13 protein-coding genes are annotated in these 14,775 nt (G+C 64.9%); 3 read left to right on the plus strand and 10 right to left on the minus strand.

Going from position 1 to position 14,775, the window contains the following annotated elements:
* Positions 1-86: 86 nt before the first annotated feature.
* The 3 genes from NMG10_RS15595 to NMG10_RS15605 all read right to left on the minus strand — a co-directional run bounded on the left by NMG10_RS15595 (position 87) and on the right by NMG10_RS15605 (position 2,915).
* The gene (locus tag NMG10_RS15595; RefSeq protein ID WP_232855897.1) at positions 87-1,235 is read right to left on the minus strand and encodes a M14-type cytosolic carboxypeptidase; all 1,149 of its coding nucleotides are present in this window, start codon (positions 1,233-1,235) and stop codon (positions 87-89) included.
* Positions 1,236-1,421: 186 nt separating this feature from the next.
* Positions 1,422-1,937 carry a DUF4880 domain-containing protein gene (locus NMG10_RS15600; RefSeq protein WP_232855898.1) on the minus strand — a complete coding sequence of 172 codons (516 nt, stop codon included), beginning with the start codon at positions 1,935-1,937 and terminating at the stop codon, positions 1,422-1,424.
* Positions 1,938-2,600: 663 nt separating this feature from the next.
* Positions 2,601-2,915 carry a hypothetical protein gene (locus tag NMG10_RS15605; RefSeq protein WP_203647340.1) on the minus strand — a complete coding sequence of 105 codons (315 nt, stop codon included), beginning with the start codon at positions 2,913-2,915 and terminating at the stop codon, positions 2,601-2,603.
* Positions 2,916-3,004: 89 nt separating this feature from the next.
* Between NMG10_RS15605 and NMG10_RS15610 the strand changes: the two genes are divergently transcribed.
* Positions 3,005-3,709 carry an XRE family transcriptional regulator gene (locus tag NMG10_RS15610; protein WP_232855899.1) on the plus strand — a complete coding sequence of 235 codons (705 nt, stop codon included), beginning with the start codon at positions 3,005-3,007 and terminating at the stop codon, positions 3,707-3,709.
* A gap of 354 nt (positions 3,710-4,063) precedes the next feature.
* Here NMG10_RS15610 and NMG10_RS15615 read toward each other — a convergent pair whose 3' ends face one another.
* Genes NMG10_RS15615 through NMG10_RS15630 form a run of 4 tightly spaced genes read right to left on the minus strand, consistent with a single transcriptional unit; the run spans position 4,064 to position 9,619 of the window.
* Complete coding sequence (locus NMG10_RS15615; protein ID WP_254464656.1) at positions 4,064-6,019, minus strand: acetyl/propionyl/methylcrotonyl-CoA carboxylase subunit alpha; 1,956 nt, start codon at positions 6,017-6,019, stop codon at positions 4,064-4,066.
* Positions 6,016-6,825, minus strand: a complete 810-nt coding sequence (locus NMG10_RS15620) for a gamma-carboxygeranoyl-CoA hydratase (protein ID WP_232855901.1) — start codon at positions 6,823-6,825, stop codon at positions 6,016-6,018. The genes NMG10_RS15615 and NMG10_RS15620 overlap by 4 nt, the downstream gene beginning before the upstream one ends.
* Before the next feature lie 3 nt (positions 6,826-6,828).
* Positions 6,829-8,436 carry a carboxyl transferase domain-containing protein gene (locus NMG10_RS15625; RefSeq protein ID WP_110733340.1) on the minus strand — a complete coding sequence of 536 codons (1,608 nt, stop codon included), beginning with the start codon at positions 8,434-8,436 and terminating at the stop codon, positions 6,829-6,831.
* Positions 8,437-8,455: 19 nt separating this feature from the next.
* Positions 8,456-9,619 (minus strand): isovaleryl-CoA dehydrogenase, encoded by a 1,164-nt coding sequence (locus NMG10_RS15630; RefSeq protein WP_050706477.1) that lies wholly within the window; start codon positions 9,617-9,619, stop codon positions 8,456-8,458.
* A 285-nt stretch (positions 9,620-9,904) separates the two neighbouring features.
* On the opposite strand from NMG10_RS15630, the gene NMG10_RS15635 reads away from it, so the two are divergent.
* On the plus strand, positions 9,905-11,575 hold the full coding sequence (locus tag NMG10_RS15635) for an AMP-binding protein (RefSeq protein WP_254464657.1): 1,671 nt from the start codon (positions 9,905-9,907) through the stop codon (positions 11,573-11,575).
* Here the strand turns inward: NMG10_RS15635 and NMG10_RS15640 are convergent.
* The 3 genes from NMG10_RS15640 to NMG10_RS15650 form a co-directional block, all read right to left on the minus strand.
* A complete protein-coding gene (locus tag NMG10_RS15640; RefSeq protein ID WP_254464658.1) occupies positions 11,550-11,810 on the minus strand; it encodes an acyl carrier protein in 261 nt (86 codons plus the stop codon). The genes NMG10_RS15635 and NMG10_RS15640 overlap by 26 nt on opposite strands.
* 145 nt (positions 11,811-11,955) lie before the next feature.
* Complete coding sequence (locus NMG10_RS15645; RefSeq protein WP_254464659.1) at positions 11,956-12,195, minus strand: acyl carrier protein; 240 nt, start codon at positions 12,193-12,195, stop codon at positions 11,956-11,958.
* Positions 12,196-12,298: 103 nt separating this feature from the next.
* A complete protein-coding gene (locus tag NMG10_RS15650; protein ID WP_254464660.1) occupies positions 12,299-12,466 on the minus strand; it encodes a hypothetical protein in 168 nt (55 codons plus the stop codon).
* A 138-nt stretch (positions 12,467-12,604) separates the two neighbouring features.
* Here NMG10_RS15650 and NMG10_RS15655 point away from each other — a divergent pair, with 138 nt between their 5' ends.
* A complete protein-coding gene (locus tag NMG10_RS15655; protein ID WP_254464661.1) occupies positions 12,605-14,623 on the plus strand; it encodes an alpha-1,4-glucan--maltose-1-phosphate maltosyltransferase in 2,019 nt (672 codons plus the stop codon).
* Positions 14,624-14,775 lie beyond the last annotated feature (152 nt).

Below are 14,775 nucleotides of genomic sequence, written 5' to 3' on the forward strand. Positions count from 1 at the left end.
AATACCTGCCGCGACGCTGAGATCCTGGGGCTGCTCCGCAGCCCTTTCGCGGCACAAGGCCGCTCCTACACAGGGAAGCGTGCTGCTCAGCGCAGATCGCCGACCATCTTCAGCAACGTCTCCAGCACCGCCCCGGCCAGCGCCTTCGAGCGTTCGCCCGACCAGCCGGTGCGTGGATTCGGCGCATCGTCATGGTCCTTGAACGGCATCTCCAGGGTCAGCGACAGGCAGTCATGGGCCTGGCCCACGGCATTGCACGCCAGGGTCATGTTGGCCTGGCCCGGTTCGTCGCGGGTGTAGCCGTATTTCGTCTGGAAGTCCTTTGTCAGGCTGCACAGGGTGCTGCGGAACTGCTCTTCCAGTTTGGCGATGCGTGGCGTGTAGCCGGGGTTGCCCTCGCAGGCCGCGGTGAACACATGGGGGATCTCCTCGTCGCCATGGGCATCGATGAACGCATCCACGCCATGCAGCTTCATCTGGCTCTGGGCGAAGAACACCTCGGGGCTCAGTTCGACGCTGGCGTCCTGCCAGGCGCGGTTGAGGTCCTTGCCCTTGAAGTTGGTGCGCAGGTGGCCGAGGAAGGCGCCGTCCGGGTTCATGTTGGGGATCAGGTACAGGTCGGCCTTGGCCAGCAGTTGCTGGATGACCGGGCCGTTGGCTTCGAGGGCGTCGATCACGCCTTCCATGAACCACTCGGCCATGTGCTCGCCCGGGTGCTGCTGGGCGATGATCCATAGCTTACGCTTGCCGGTCGCACCGTCGCCCGCACGCAGCAGGGGAATGTCGCGCCCTTGCACGCTGCGCCCGCTGGCCAGCAGCTCGACGCCGGGAATCTGCTTGGCGCGCTCGATCAGCTGGTTGTGGCGCGCACGAGGGTAGGGCTCGAAGTAGGCGAACCAGGCCTGCGCCTGTTCAGCCTTGAAGTCGAAGCTCAGGGCCTTGCCGTCGAACTGGCTGGGCACGCGGAACCAGGTCTGCTGGTCGTAGGAGGCCACGGCGTGGTAGCCGGTCCAGGCGTTCTTGTAGGAGGACTCGGCAGCGTTGTCCAGGCTGAAGCGATGGACCTGGCCCGGGGTCAGGCCGCTGGCCTTGAAGTGGAACCACTGGAAGTGGTCGCTGTGGCTGTCCTTGCGGATGTTCAGGTGGACGTGCGCAGGGTTGCTGGCGTCCAGGACCAGGATGTTGCCGGAGTCGAAATCGCAGTCGATGTGCAGCGGGGAGAGCGTCACGGTCATTGCCAGCCTCCTGTTGGCGTTGTTGTGACTGTACTCTACACCGCTTGGCGGCGGGGGTGCGCAGGTTAATTGGACTGGGGGCGCTCTGCGCCCCCTTCGCGGCACAAGGCCGCTCCTACAGAAGTGCGCGGTTTCCTGTAGGAGCGGCCTTTTGCCGCGAAGGGCTGCAGCGCAGCCCCAGACTCTTCAGGCCAGTAGCCCCAGCGCTACAAGCGCAGCAACACCAAGCCCGACGGCAATCGAGCAGCCACCCAGCGATAACGCCGCACGCCCTTGCCGGTACCAGCCGTCATGGCCCAATTGTCGGGCAGGGGCAAGCAGGCTGCGCCAGCGCAGTTCGGTTTCGTGGAAGGCGCGCAGGTGGTCGGGGTCGGCATCCAGCCAGCGGCGGAAGTCGATGCGTTCGCTGGCGGTCACCTGCGGGCTCTGCAGGCGCACGTACCATTGGCCGGCGATGCTGGCCAGCGCGTCGCCGGGGGCGCGGGCGGTCTGCAGGGCCTGGTTCATGTGGCGCTCGATGCTGATCAGCGGCAGGTCCAGGCGTTCAGCGATGGCGGCGAAGCCCTGCTGGTCGAGGCGGTTGAGCAGGAAGACTTGCTGGACCCGGCGCGGCAGGCGCTTGAGCGCATGCAGCAGCGCGTCCTCGCCATGCTGTTCGGCGGTGCGCGGGTCGTGCTCGAGGGGCAGCAGCAGGCGGGTCATGGACAGCTCCTTGCTCATTAAGGAAAGGGGTGGGGGCATCTTCCTTGATGCAGAATCAGCTTAAGCTAAACGAGATTGATTCTCAAGTGCTGATTCCGCAAAGATTTGTAATGAGCGTTCACGTCCTGACACAGTTTTGCTATCATCGCCGCCATCAACGATCTTCATTAGCCTGAAGAGCCAAAAAAAATGACCCGGCAAAAAGCCGGGTCAAAAACCGTGATTAGCCTGATGAGGAGATAATCTGAGCGTCCGACCTGAGGACGTTGCAGGTTATCCAGCGGGTCTCGCGACCTGCTGAGTGCAATAATAATCGTTATCATTTGCCAGTCAAATGATTTTTCCGCGATTGGCAAAAAAATATCTAACTGACGCACACCTCGTCCCCGGCAATCGGGGCTTTTGCCGTTCGTCGGCTATCACGTTCTCCCTTCACAGCCATCCCTTTCAAGCTTTGCGATTTTTGGGATATGGCTGTTCCTATTCAAGATTGCCGGGGTCGCTTTGCGACCCTTTCGCGGCACAAGGCCGCTCCTACAGGAGACCGCGCGCCCCTGTAGGAGCGGCCTTGCCGAGGCGTCGGACCGGCCGGAAAAGGCTGCAAAGCAGCCCCGGCAAATCCAAGCCGGACGCCAATTATCAGCACCTTGAAAGGGCTGTCCTTCAGATCGATGCCTTTTCCGTGGCGTGGCACTGCTCGAGCAGGGCGCGGGCCATGTTGACCATGTGCATCAGCGCAAACACTACTTCCCGCGTCGTGCCCTGCAGATGGTTGCCGGTTTCCTGTGCTGTGGCCGACGCGCAGCGCAGCAGGGCCATGGCATGGTCGCAAGCCTGGGCGTTGCTGACGCCATCGCGCAGGGTCCATAGCGAACGCTCCAGGTCGCGGGGCGTGGGGGTGGGGTTGAGGTAGAAATCGAGGGCGCGGCGGGCTGCTTCTTCGTCGAGATCTGTTTCCGTTTCTTTCGAGATGCTCATCCTGATTACCTGCGAATACCAATAGGTGAAAGGTGAAGTCCGATTCTAATACCTAAAGTATTGAAATGTGTTTAGGCAAATACTACTTGATGTGTATTGAACGCAGGGAGGCAGTCCGTATCGTGCCTGCGATGAATATGGACAAATGGATAGCTCTGGTCCGGGAACGGATCGAGGAGCTCGATATCTCCCAGGAGCAGCTTGCCGAACGCGTTGGGGTTTCCCAGGGCAGCATCGGCCATTGGCTGAAGAAACGCCGTCAGCCTCGGGTCGACTCGATGAACCGCACGTTCATCGAGTTGGGCATGCCGCATTACCAGGTCAGCATGCAACTGCGTGTGCTGGGGCAGGTGGGTGAGGAGCGGGCGCGTTATGGCCTCGAGGACGACGATGACGACGGGCTGGCGAAATACTTCGTGTGTTTCCGCTATCCGGTACGTGACTGGAGCACCTTGGGTCAGCAGGAGCAGGAAGCGCCGGAGGTCTTCGAGCAGACTGACTACCTGGCCCAGGGCAAGGCGTTCTGGCTGACGGTCGAGAACGACACCATGAGTGCCGCCAGTGGCAGGAGCGTGCCCGAGGGGGTTCGAATCCTGGTCGATGATGGTGTGCCCGCCGAGCCGGGGCGTCTGGTGATTGCCCGGCTGCCAGGCAAGTCCGCGATCTTTCGGCAGTTGACCGAGGAGGGTGGGCAGCGGTATCTGAAGGCGCTCAACAATGTCTATCCGACTTTGGTGTGCGAGGAGGGCTGCGAGTTCCTTGGTGTTGTGGTGCGGATGCACGGGGTGCTCTAGGTTCGCGCGCAGATCGTGTTGGGGCTGCGAGGTGCCAGGCGGGAGTCTTGCAGCGCCCTTGAGATCGAGCGCCGCCCGCGCGGCGCATCGCGGGACAAGCCCGCTCCCACATCTGTTTCGGGCCAGTCAATCCTGTGCCATTACCTGGTCCGCCTTGTTTGTACGACGCGGTTTTAGCGTGGTCGCTACCGCCGCTCCACATGACTCAAGACATGCGCCAAGGCTGGCAACCATGGCCTGACAGGTTTGGCACGTTGCAACAGATGTGGGAGCGGGCTTGTCCCGCGATGCGCCGCGCGGGCGGCGCTCGATCTCATAGGCGAAACAACCCTTTCGGCGAACACATTGCCGCCGTTACGCCCCCTCCAACTCCACCAGCACTGTCCCTTCGCTAACCATATCCCCCTCCTGGCAGAACAGCGCCTTCACCGTCCCGGAGTGCGGCGCCCGAATGCTGTGCTCCATCTTCATCGCCTCCAGCACCACCAGCGCGGTACCGGCCTCGACCACCTGCCCCGGCTCCACCAGTACCCGCACGATACTCCCGTTCATTGGCGCACCCAGCCCGCCCTGATGGCTGTGGCTGGCTTCCGCCGCCGCAATCGGGTCATGGACGCTGACCGCATGCAACTCACCCTGCCACTGCAGGTACAGCGTGCCGCCCCGACGCACCGCCAGGTGACGACGGCGCAGGCCGTCCACGTCATGACACAGCTGCTCCCCCTCCAGGCGATAAGTCGAAGGCGCGCTGCGCTCCAGTGCCACCGCCTGTTCATGCCCGTCGCACTGCAAATGCAGGCTGCTGCGCGCCGGCAAGCCCAGGCGCAGGCCATCACGGGCCGCCCACGGTGAAGCGCGGTCGTCCTGGCGCTGCAGCGCTGGCTCGCCTTGCAGCCACGCCTCGGCGGCGGCTTCCCAGAATTGCGCCGGCAGCGCCTGGGGCGCAGGCAGCAACACGTCCTGATGACGCGGAATGAACCCGGTGTCCAGTTCCGCCTGGGCAAACGCCGGGTGCGCAAGGATGCGACGCAGGAAGGCGATATTGGTCTTCAGCCCGCCAATGGCGAACTCATCGAGCATCGCCAGCAACCGCAGGCGCGCCTGCTCGCGGTCCTGGCCCCAGGCGATCAGCTTGCCCAGCATCGGGTCATAGAACGGCGACACCACGTCGCCTTCGCTGACGCCGCTGTCCACCCGGCGGCCTTCGCCCGGTGCCGACTCGCGGTACAGCGCCAGGGTGCCGGTGGCCGGCAGGAACTCGTTGGCCGGATCCTCCGCATACAGCCGCACCTCGATGGCATGGCCGATCAGCGGTACTTGCTCCTGGGTGATCGGCAGCGGCTCGCCGCAGGCCACGCGGATCTGCCAGGCCACCAGGTCGAGCCCGGTGATGGCCTCGGTGACCGGATGCTCCACCTGCAGGCGGGTGTTCATCTCCATGAAGAAGAACTCGCCGCGGGCATCGAGCAGGAACTCGACAGTGCCGGCGCCCACGTAGCCGATGGCCTGGGCGGCGCGCACCGCGGCCTCGCCCATGGCCTTGCGCAGCTCGGGAGAGAGGCCCGGTGCCGGCGCTTCCTCGACCACTTTCTGGTGGCGGCGCTGGATCGAGCAGTCGCGCTCGTTGAGGTACAGGCAGTTGCCGTGCTGGTCGGCGAACACCTGGATCTCCACATGACGCGGCTTGAGCACGTACTTCTCGACCAACATGCGCGCATCGCCGAACGACGACTGCGCCTCGCGTTGCGCCGAGGCCAGGGCGTCGGCCAGCTGGCTCTCGTCCTCGACCACCTTCATGCCCTTGCCGCCGCCCCCGGCGCTGGCCTTGAGCAGCACCGGGTAGCCAATGCGCTCGGCGGCGGCGCGGAAGGTCTCCAGGTCCTGGGCCTCGCCGTGGTAGCCCGGCACCAGCGGCACGCCGGCGGACTCCATCAGCGCCTTGGCCGCCGACTTGCTGCCCATGGCGTCGATGGCGCTGGCCGGTGGGCCGAGGAAGATCAGACCGGCCTGTTCGATGGCGCGGGCAAAACCGGCGTTCTCCGACAGGAAGCCATAGCCCGGGTGGATCGCCTGGGCGCCGCTGGCCTTGGCGGCGTCGAGCAGCTTGTCGATCACCAGGTAGCTTTCGGCGGCCTTGGTGCCACCGAGGTCTACACGGATATCGGCTTCGCGGCTATGGCGCGCATCGCGGTCGGTGGCGCTGTGCACGGCCACGGTGGTCAGGCCCATGGCCTTGGCGGTGCGCATCACCCGGCAGGCGATCTCGCCGCGGTTGGCGACCAGCAGGGTGGTCAGCGTGGGTCGGCTCATGAGCGCGGCTCCTTGTTGTCTTGCCAGGCGGGGCGGCGTTTTTCCAGGAAGGCGCGCAGGCCCTCCTGGCCTTCGGCGCTGACGCGGATGCGGGCGATGGTGTTCTCGCAGTAGCGACGCAGGGCCGGACTCAGTTCGCCGGCGTCCACCTCGCGCAGCAGGTCCTTGGTGGCGCGCAGCGCCTGCGGGCTGTTCTGCAGCAGGTTATCGACCCAGGCTTCGACCTGGGCGTCCAGCTCGGCGGCCGGGTATACCTCGGCCAGCAGGCCCAGGTCGCGGGCGCGCACGCCGCTGAAACGCTCGGCGGTGAGGGCATAGCGGCGGGCAGCGCGCTCGCCGATGGCCTTGACCACGAACGGGCTGATCACCGCCGGGGCCAGGCCGATGCGCACTTCCGACAGGCACAGCTGCGCGTCCTCGGCGCCGATGGCCATGTCGCAGCAGCTGATCAGCCCCAGCGCGCCACCGAAAGCGGCGCCTTGCACCACGGCCAGGGTCGGCGTCTTGAGCCGGTGCAGGGCATACATCAGCTCGCCCAGCTCGTGAGCGTCGTCCAGGTTGGTGTTGAAGTCCAGCTGCGCCGACTGCTGCATCCAGGCCAGGTCCGCGCCGGCGCTGAAGTGCCGGCCACGGCCGCGCAGCACCACGAAGCGCAGGCTGGCGTCTTCGGCCAGCTGGTCGAGGGCGACGATCAGTTCGCGGATCATCTGCGCATTGAAGGCGTTGTTCTTGTCTTCCCGGCTCAGCCACAGGGTGGCGAAGCCGCGAGGGTCCTTGACCAGTTCAAGGGTGGCGAATTCGCTCATGGGTCACATCCGGAAAATGCCGAAGCGGCTCTGTTCGATCGGGGCGTTCAGCGCGGCGGACAACGCCAGGCCGAGCACGTCGCGGGTCTGCGCCGGGTCGATGACGCCGTCGTCCCACAGCCGGGCGCTGGAGTAGTAGGGGTGGCCCTGGCGTTCGTACTGGTCGAGGATCGGCTGCTTGAGCTTCTTCTCGTCTTCGCTGCTGAACACCTCGCCGCTGCGCTCGCTCTGCTCGCGCTTGACCTGGGCCAGCACCCCGGCCGCCTGTTCGGCGCCCATCACGCCGATGCGGGCGTTGGGCCACATCCACAGGAAGCGCGGGTCGTAGGCGCGGCCGCACATGCCGTAGTTGCCGGCGCCGAAGCTGCCGCCGATGATCACCGTGAACTTCGGCACCTGGGCGCAGGCCACCGCGGTCACCAGCTTGGCGCCGTGCTTGGCGATGCCGCCTTCCTCGTACTTCTTGCCGACCATGAAGCCGGTGATGTTCTGCAGGAACAGCAGCGGGATGCCGCGCTGGCAGGCCAGTTCGATGAAGTGCGCGCCTTTTTGCGCGGCCTCGGCGAAAAGGATGCCGTTGTTGGCCAGGATCGCCACCGGGTAGCCGTGCAGGTGGGCGAAGCCGCACACCAGGGTGGTGCCGAACAGCGCCTTGAATTCATCGAACACCGAACCGTCGACCAGGCGGGCGATCACCTCGCGCACGTCGAACGGCTGCTTGGCGTCGGCCGGGACCACACCGTACAGCTCCTCGGCGTTGTACAACGGCGCGATCGGCGCCTGGCACTGCAGCTTGCCCTGCTTGTGCCAGTTGAGGTTGGCGACGCTGCGCCGGGCGATGGCCAGGGCGTGCTCGTCGTTATCGGCGTAATGGTCGGCCACGCCGCTGGTGCGGCAGTGCACGTCGGCGCCACCGAGGTCCTCGGCGCTGACCACTTCACCGGTCGCGGCTTTCACCAAAGGCGGGCCTGCGAGGAAGATGGTCGCCTGCTGGCGCACCATGATCGCCTCGTCGGCCATGGCCGGCACATAGGCGCCACCGGCGGTGCACGAGCCCATCACCACGGCGATCTGCGGTATCCCCAGGGCGCTCATGTTGGCCTGGTTGAAGAAGATCCGCCCGAAGTGCTCGCGGTCGGGGAACACCTCGTCCTGGCGCGGCAGATTGGCGCCGCCGGAGTCCACCAGGTAGATGCACGGCAGGCGGTTCTGCAGGGCGATGGTCTGGGCGCGCAGGTGCTTTTTCACCGTCAGCGGGTAGTAGGAGCCGCCTTTGACCGTGGCGTCGTTGGCCACGATCATGCACTCCACGCCTTCGACGCGGCCGATGCCGGCGATCACGCCGGCGGCCGGCACGTCTTCGCCGTAGACTTCATGGGCGGCCAGCTGGCCGATCTCGAGAAACGCCGAGCCTGGGTCGAGCAGGCGGTCGATACGCTCGCGGGGTAGCAGCTTGCCGCGGGAGGTGTGCCGCTCCTGGGCCTTCGGCCCACCGCCCTGACTGACCTGGGCGAGCAGGCCGCGCAGGGCCTGGACCTGTTCGAGCATGGCCGCGCTATTGCTGGCGAATTCCGCCGAGCGCGGGTTGATCTGGGTATGCAAGGTAGCCATGGACGCCGGTTCCTTGTGCTCAGCGGGTTTCGTTGAACAGTTCGCGGCCGATCAGCATCCGGCGGATCTCGCTGGTGCCGGCGCCGATCTCGTACAGCTTGGCGTCGCGCAGCAGGCGGCCGGCCGGGAACTCGTTGATGTAGCCGTTGCCGCCAAGGATCTGGATCGCTTCCAGGGCCATCTGCGTGGCGCGCTCGGCGGTGTAGAGGATCACCCCGGCGGCGTCCTTGCGGGTGGTTTCGCTGCGGTCGCAGGCCTGGGCCACGGCGTACAGGTAGGCGCGGCTGGCGTTGAGCTGGGTGTACATGTCGGCGATCTTGCCCTGGATCAGCTGGAACTCGCCGATGCTCTGGCCGAACTGCTTGCGGTCATGGATGTACGGGACTACCAGGTCCATGCAGCTCTGCATGATGCCGGTGGGGCCGCCGGCGAGCACCACGCGCTCGTAGTCCAGGCCGCTCATCAGCACGCGCACGCCGCCGTTGAGCTGGCCGAGGATGTTTTCTTCCGGTACTTCGACGTCATCGAAGAACAGCTCGCAGGTGTTGGAACCGCGCATGCCGAGCTTGTCGAACTTGTTGCTGCGAGTGAAGCCTTTCCAGTCGCGCTCGACGATGAACGCGGTGATGCCGTGGGGGCCCTTGTCCAGGTCGGTCTTGGCGTAGATCACGTAGGTGTTGGCGTCGGGGCCGTTGGTGATCCAGGTCTTGCTGCCGTTGAGCACGTAGCGGTCGCCGCGTTTTTCGGCGCGCAGCTTCATCGACACCACATCGGAGCCGGCGTTGGGCTCGCTCATGGCCAGGGCGCCGATGTGCTCGCCGCTGATCAGCTTGGGCAGGTATTTGAGCTTCTGCTCGTGGGTGCCGTTGCGGTTGATCTGGTTGACGCACAGGTTGGAGTGGGCGCCGTACGACAGGGCCACCGAGGCCGAGGCGCGGCTGATCTCTTCCATCGACACCACGTGGGCCAGGTAGCCCAGGCCGGCGCCGCCGTATTCTTCCGGCACGGTGATGCCCAAGAGGCCCATGTCGCCGAACTTGCGCCACATGTCGGCGGGGAACAGGTTGTCGTGGTCGATCTGCGCGGCGCGCGGGGCCAGTTCGGCGGCGACGAAGGTGCGCACCTGGTCGCGGAGCATGTCGATGGTTTCGCCCAGGGCGAAGTTCAGGCTGGGGTAATGCATGGGAGGCACCTTCTTGTTCTTGAAATTCGAGGTACCACGCCGGCCCTGTAGGAGCGGGCTTGCCCCGCGATGCCCGTCAGAACGGCCAGCAGTACTGCCTGGTCCGGCCTCATCGCGGGGCAAGCCCGCTCCTACAGGGTCGGCGTGATGCGTGGTTGACGTTAACGTAAACCTGCCTCTCGAGCGTGTCAATCGGAACGTCACCTTTACGTAAACGTAAATCTGCGCCAGAGTAATTGCCGCCTGCTTCAGTCATGCCCAGAACAACCACAAGAAGGGACAACCATGCCTCAACCAAGCTACACGCGCGGCCGTCAAGACAAACCATTGCTCACCCTGACCATCGGCCAGGCCTTCGATGCCACCGTCGCCCTTCATGGCGAGCGCGAGGCGCTGGTGGTGCGCCACCAGGGCGTGCGCTACAGCTGGCGCGAGCTGGCCGCCGAGGTCGACGTGCATGCCCGGGCCTTGATGGCGCTGGGCGTGGAGGTGGGCGAGCGGGTCGGCATCTGGGCGCCCAACTGCGCCCAGTGGTGCATCCTGCAATTGGCCACGGCCAAGGTCGGCGGGATTCTGGTCAATATCAACCCGGCCTATCGGGTGGGCGAGCTGGAATACGTACTGCGCCAGTCCGGCTGCCGCTGGCTGGTGTGCGCCGATGCCTTCAAGACCTCCGATTACCACGCGATGGTGCAGGAGCTGGTGCCTGAGCTGGCGGCCCATGCCGTGGGCGAGCTGGCCAGCGAACGCCTGCCCGATCTGCGCGGGGTGATCAGCCTGGCCGTCGAGCCGCCCACGGGCTTCTTGCCCTGGACCGCGCTGGCCGGGCGGGCAGGGCAGGTGGAACTCGCCGCCTACGAGGCCCGGCAACAGGGCCTGCAGTTCGACCAGCCGGTGAACATCCAGTACACCTCCGGCACCACCGGCGCGCCCAAGGGCGCGACCCTGAGCCACTACAACCTGCTCAACAACGGCTACATGGTCGGCGAGAGCCTGGGCCTGACCGAGCAGGACCGCATGGTGATCCCGGTGCCGCTGTACCACTGCTTCGGCATGGTCATGGGCAATCTCGGTTGCATCACCCACGGCAGCACCCTGATCTACCCCAACGACGCCTTCGACGCCGAACTCACCCTGCGCGCCGTGGCCGAGGAGCGGGCCAGCATCCTCTATGGCGTGCCGACCATGTTCATCGCCATGCTCGACCACCCCAGCCGCGCCGCGCTGGACCTGTCCAGCCTGCGCAGCGGCATCATGGCCGGCGCCACCTGCCCGATCGAGGTGATGCGCAAGGTCATCGAGCAGATGCACATGGCCGAGGTGCAGATCGCCTATGGCATGACCGAGACCAGCCCGGTGTCGCTGCAGACCGGACCCGACGACGGCCTGGAGCTTCGCGTGACCACCGTGGGCCGCACCCAGCCGCAGCTGGAGACCAAGCTGGTGGACGCCGACGGGCGCATCGTTGCCCGGGGCGAGATCGGCGAACTGTGCACCCGGGGCTACAGCGTGATGCTCGGCTACTGGGACAACCTGCAGGCCACCCATGACGCCATCGATCCGGCCGGCTGGATGCACACCGGCGACCTGGCGGTGATGGACGATGACGGTTATGTGCGCATCGTCGGGCGCAACAAGGACATGATCATTCGCGGCGGCGAGAACATCTATCCGCGTGAGCTCGAGGAGTTCTTCCACACCCACCCGGCGGTGGCCGAGGCGCAGGTGGTGGGGATTCCGTGCAGCAGGTATGGCGAGGAGGTGGTGGCGTGGATTCGCCTGCACCCCGGGCACAGCGCCAGTGCCGAGGAACTGCAGCAGTGGTGCAAGGCACGGCTGGCGCATTTCAAGGCGCCGCGTCATTTCCGTTTTGTCGATGAGTTTCCGATGACGGTGACGGGGAAGGTGCAGAAGTTTCGGATGCGCGAAATCAGCGTGGAGGAACTGGGGGGCTAGGCATCGCCTTGTAGACCAGGTCGATCAGCTCGGCAAAGGTGGTGTACGTCTGGATTTGGTGGGGGATGAAGATGCCGAATGTCTCCTCCACGATGGCTTGCAGTTCCACCACGTCGAAACTGTCGGCGCCCAGTTCGTCCATGGCGATGTTCGGCCGGATCCGGTGCAGGCTCTGTTCGAGGAAGCCGGCGAGGATCCATTGCAGGTGGAAGGCGATGTAGAGGCGCGAGCGCATGCCTGGGGCTGCCGTCAGAGAGGAGAGTCTCTCTGTACGCGGCGCTGGGAGATTGTGCTACTGGTAAAAATACCAGGTGTGCGATTGTCTGGGTTGTGATTGGAGTGTCCCGCACAGGTGCGGGACATTCATTGGTTCGAAAAGATCATTTCTTGGATTTTTTATTAATAAGCGTGATGAGATCCCTCATCGTTTCGATTTTTTCGATCTGATCCTCATCGAAAGTGATTTCGAACTCTTCTTCGGTGGCAATGAATACTTGAGTCATATCCAAATCGTCCGCCAAGAGGTCAGTTTTGAAGTTTGCCTGCGGAATGACTTTGCTTGCTTCAGCACCAAGTTTTTCCACGATGACTTTCTTCAGTCGTTCTTCAACCTGTGTCATACCACCGTCCTCATATAAGTGATATGAGCGTTGTAGGCTTATGGAGCGCGCTTTGATACTGGCAGAAATAGCAGGTGGCCCCATCTATCCCGCCACACCTTGTCTATCCTCTACCTTTCACCGGCGGCTCCTCGCTCGGCGGGTCGCCCACGGTCGGCGGCAGGGTCGGCTTGATCGGCTGCTCGTCCGGATCCTCCTCGGGCAGCGGCGGCGGCAGGGCCGGGTCGTCGATGTTCGGGTCGGGTGTCTCCGGTGGAATGGGAATGTTCATGGGCCTGGCCTCGCGGGATGAATGAAGAGGTGTCGCAGGCTTTGACCCAGGCCTGCGCCCGACGCTCATTTTTTTTGAACCCCCGCGCCCGATCACGGCTCTGAACCCTTACCGCCACCAGCCCAGGGGAGCAGGTCGATGTCTGGTAAAGAGCCGTTCGAAAGCGTGCCCATGGCCAACGATCACCCGGACCAGGCCATCAGCCTGTCCCAGGCGCTGCTGGCGCCGCGCATCGTGATCGAGGACGCAAGCCCGGTGCTCGACGGTGGCACCTTCGCCGCCAAGGCGGTGCGCGGGCACAAGGTCGAGGTGACGGCCAAGGTCTACAGCGATGGCCACGACCGCCTGGCGGTGAGCCTGAACTGGCGCCAGGCCCACAGCCGGCGCTGGCACTGCGTGGCGATGCACTCGCCGGGCAACGACCTGTGGCTGGCGGACTTCACCCCCACCGATCTGGGCTTGCACCTGTTCAGCATAGAGGCCTGGATCGACCCTTTCGCCACCTACTGCCATGACCTGGAGAAGAAGTACGCCGCCGGTGTGGACGTGAAACTCGAACTGGAGGAGGGCCGGCTGCTGCTGGGCCAGGGCATCGAGCGCAGCGACGGGCTTTTGCGCGAGCAACTCGAGAGCTTGCAACAGCGCCTGCCGGATTTGCCGGTGGATGACCAGGTGATGTTGCTGCTGCACCCTGAGGCGGCCCAGCTGATGGCCGAGGCCGAGCACCGCAGCTACCTCACCCGCAGCCGCGAGTTTCCCCTGGATGTGGACCGCGAGGCGGCGCTGTTCGCCAGCTGGTACGAACTGTTCCCGCGCTCGATCACTGACGATGCCGAACGCCACGGCACCTTCGACGACGTGCACCAGCGCCTGCCGATGATCCGCGACATGGGCTTCGACGTGCTGTACTTCCCGCCGATCCACCCCATCGGCATGAAGCACCGCAAGGGCCGCAACAACGCCTTGCAGGCCGAGCCCGGCGACCCCGGCAGCCCTTACGCCATCGGCAGCCCCGAGGGCGGGCACGACGCCATACACCCACAGCTGGGCAGCCGCGAGGACTTCCGCCGGCTGGTCGCCGCCGCCGCCGAGCATGGGTTGGAGATCGCCCTGGACTTCGCCATCCAGTGCTCCCAGGACCACCCCTGGCTCACGGAGCACCCCGGCTGGTTCAGTTGGCGCCCCGACGGCAGCATCCGTTACGCCGAGAACCCGCCGAAGAAGTACCAGGACATCGTCAACGTCGACTTCTACGCCCCCGAATCGGTGCCGAGCCTGTGGCTGGCCTTGCGCGATGTGGTGGTCGGCTGGGTGGAGGAGGGCGTGAAGACCTTCCGCGTCGACAACCCGCACACCAAGCCGCTGCCGTTCTGGCAATGGCTGATCGCCAATGTTCGCAGCCACCACCCCGAGGTGATCTTCCTCGCCGAGGCCTTCACCCGCCCGGCGATGATGGCGCGCCTGGGCAAGGTCGGGTACGCCCAGAGCTACACCTACTTCACCTGGCGCAACAGCAAACAGGAGCTGCGCGAATACTTCGAGCAGCTCAACCAGCCGCCGTGGAGCCAGTGCTACCGGCCCAACTTCTTCGTCAACACGCCGGACATCAACCCGTACTTCCTGCAGACCTCGGGCCGCCCCGGCTTTCTCATCCGCGCCGCGCTGGCAACCCTGGGTTCGGGCCTGTGGGGCATGTACTCGGGCTTCGAGCTGTGCGAAGGCACGCCGCTGCCGGGCAAGGAGGAGTACCTGGATTCGGAGAAGTACGAGATCCGCCCGCGCGATTTCACCCAGCCCGGCAACATCGTTGCCGAGATCGCCCAGCTCAACCGCATCCGCCGGCAGAACCGTGCCCTGCAGACCCACCTGGGGGTGATGTTCCTCAACTGCTGGAACGATCAGATCCTGTACTTCGCCAAGCGCACGCCCGAGCGTGACAACGTCATCCTGGTGGCCATCAGCCTCGATCCGTACAACGCCCAGGAGGCCAGTTTCGAGTTGCCGCTGTGGGAGCTGGGGCTGGATGACAACGCCGACACCCAGGGCGAGGACCTGATGAATGGCCACCGCTGGACCTGGCATGGCAAGACCCAGTGGATGCGCATCGAACCGTGGCACCAGCCGTTTGGCATCTGGCGCATCGAGAAGCTCCGCTAATCCCCTGTAGGAGCGGCCTTGTGCCGCGAAAGGGGCGCGAAGCGGCCCCAGGTTCTTAGCGACATGACAGATTGCTGGGGCTGCTACGCAGCCCTTTCGCGGCACAAGGCCGCTCCTACAGGGAGTGTGCCGAACCGGAAAATGAAAGGAGT

Source organism: Pseudomonas sp. DVZ6, from assembly GCF_024259445.1.
Lineage (GTDB): Bacteria > Pseudomonadota > Gammaproteobacteria > Pseudomonadales > Pseudomonadaceae > Aquipseudomonas > Aquipseudomonas peradeniyensis.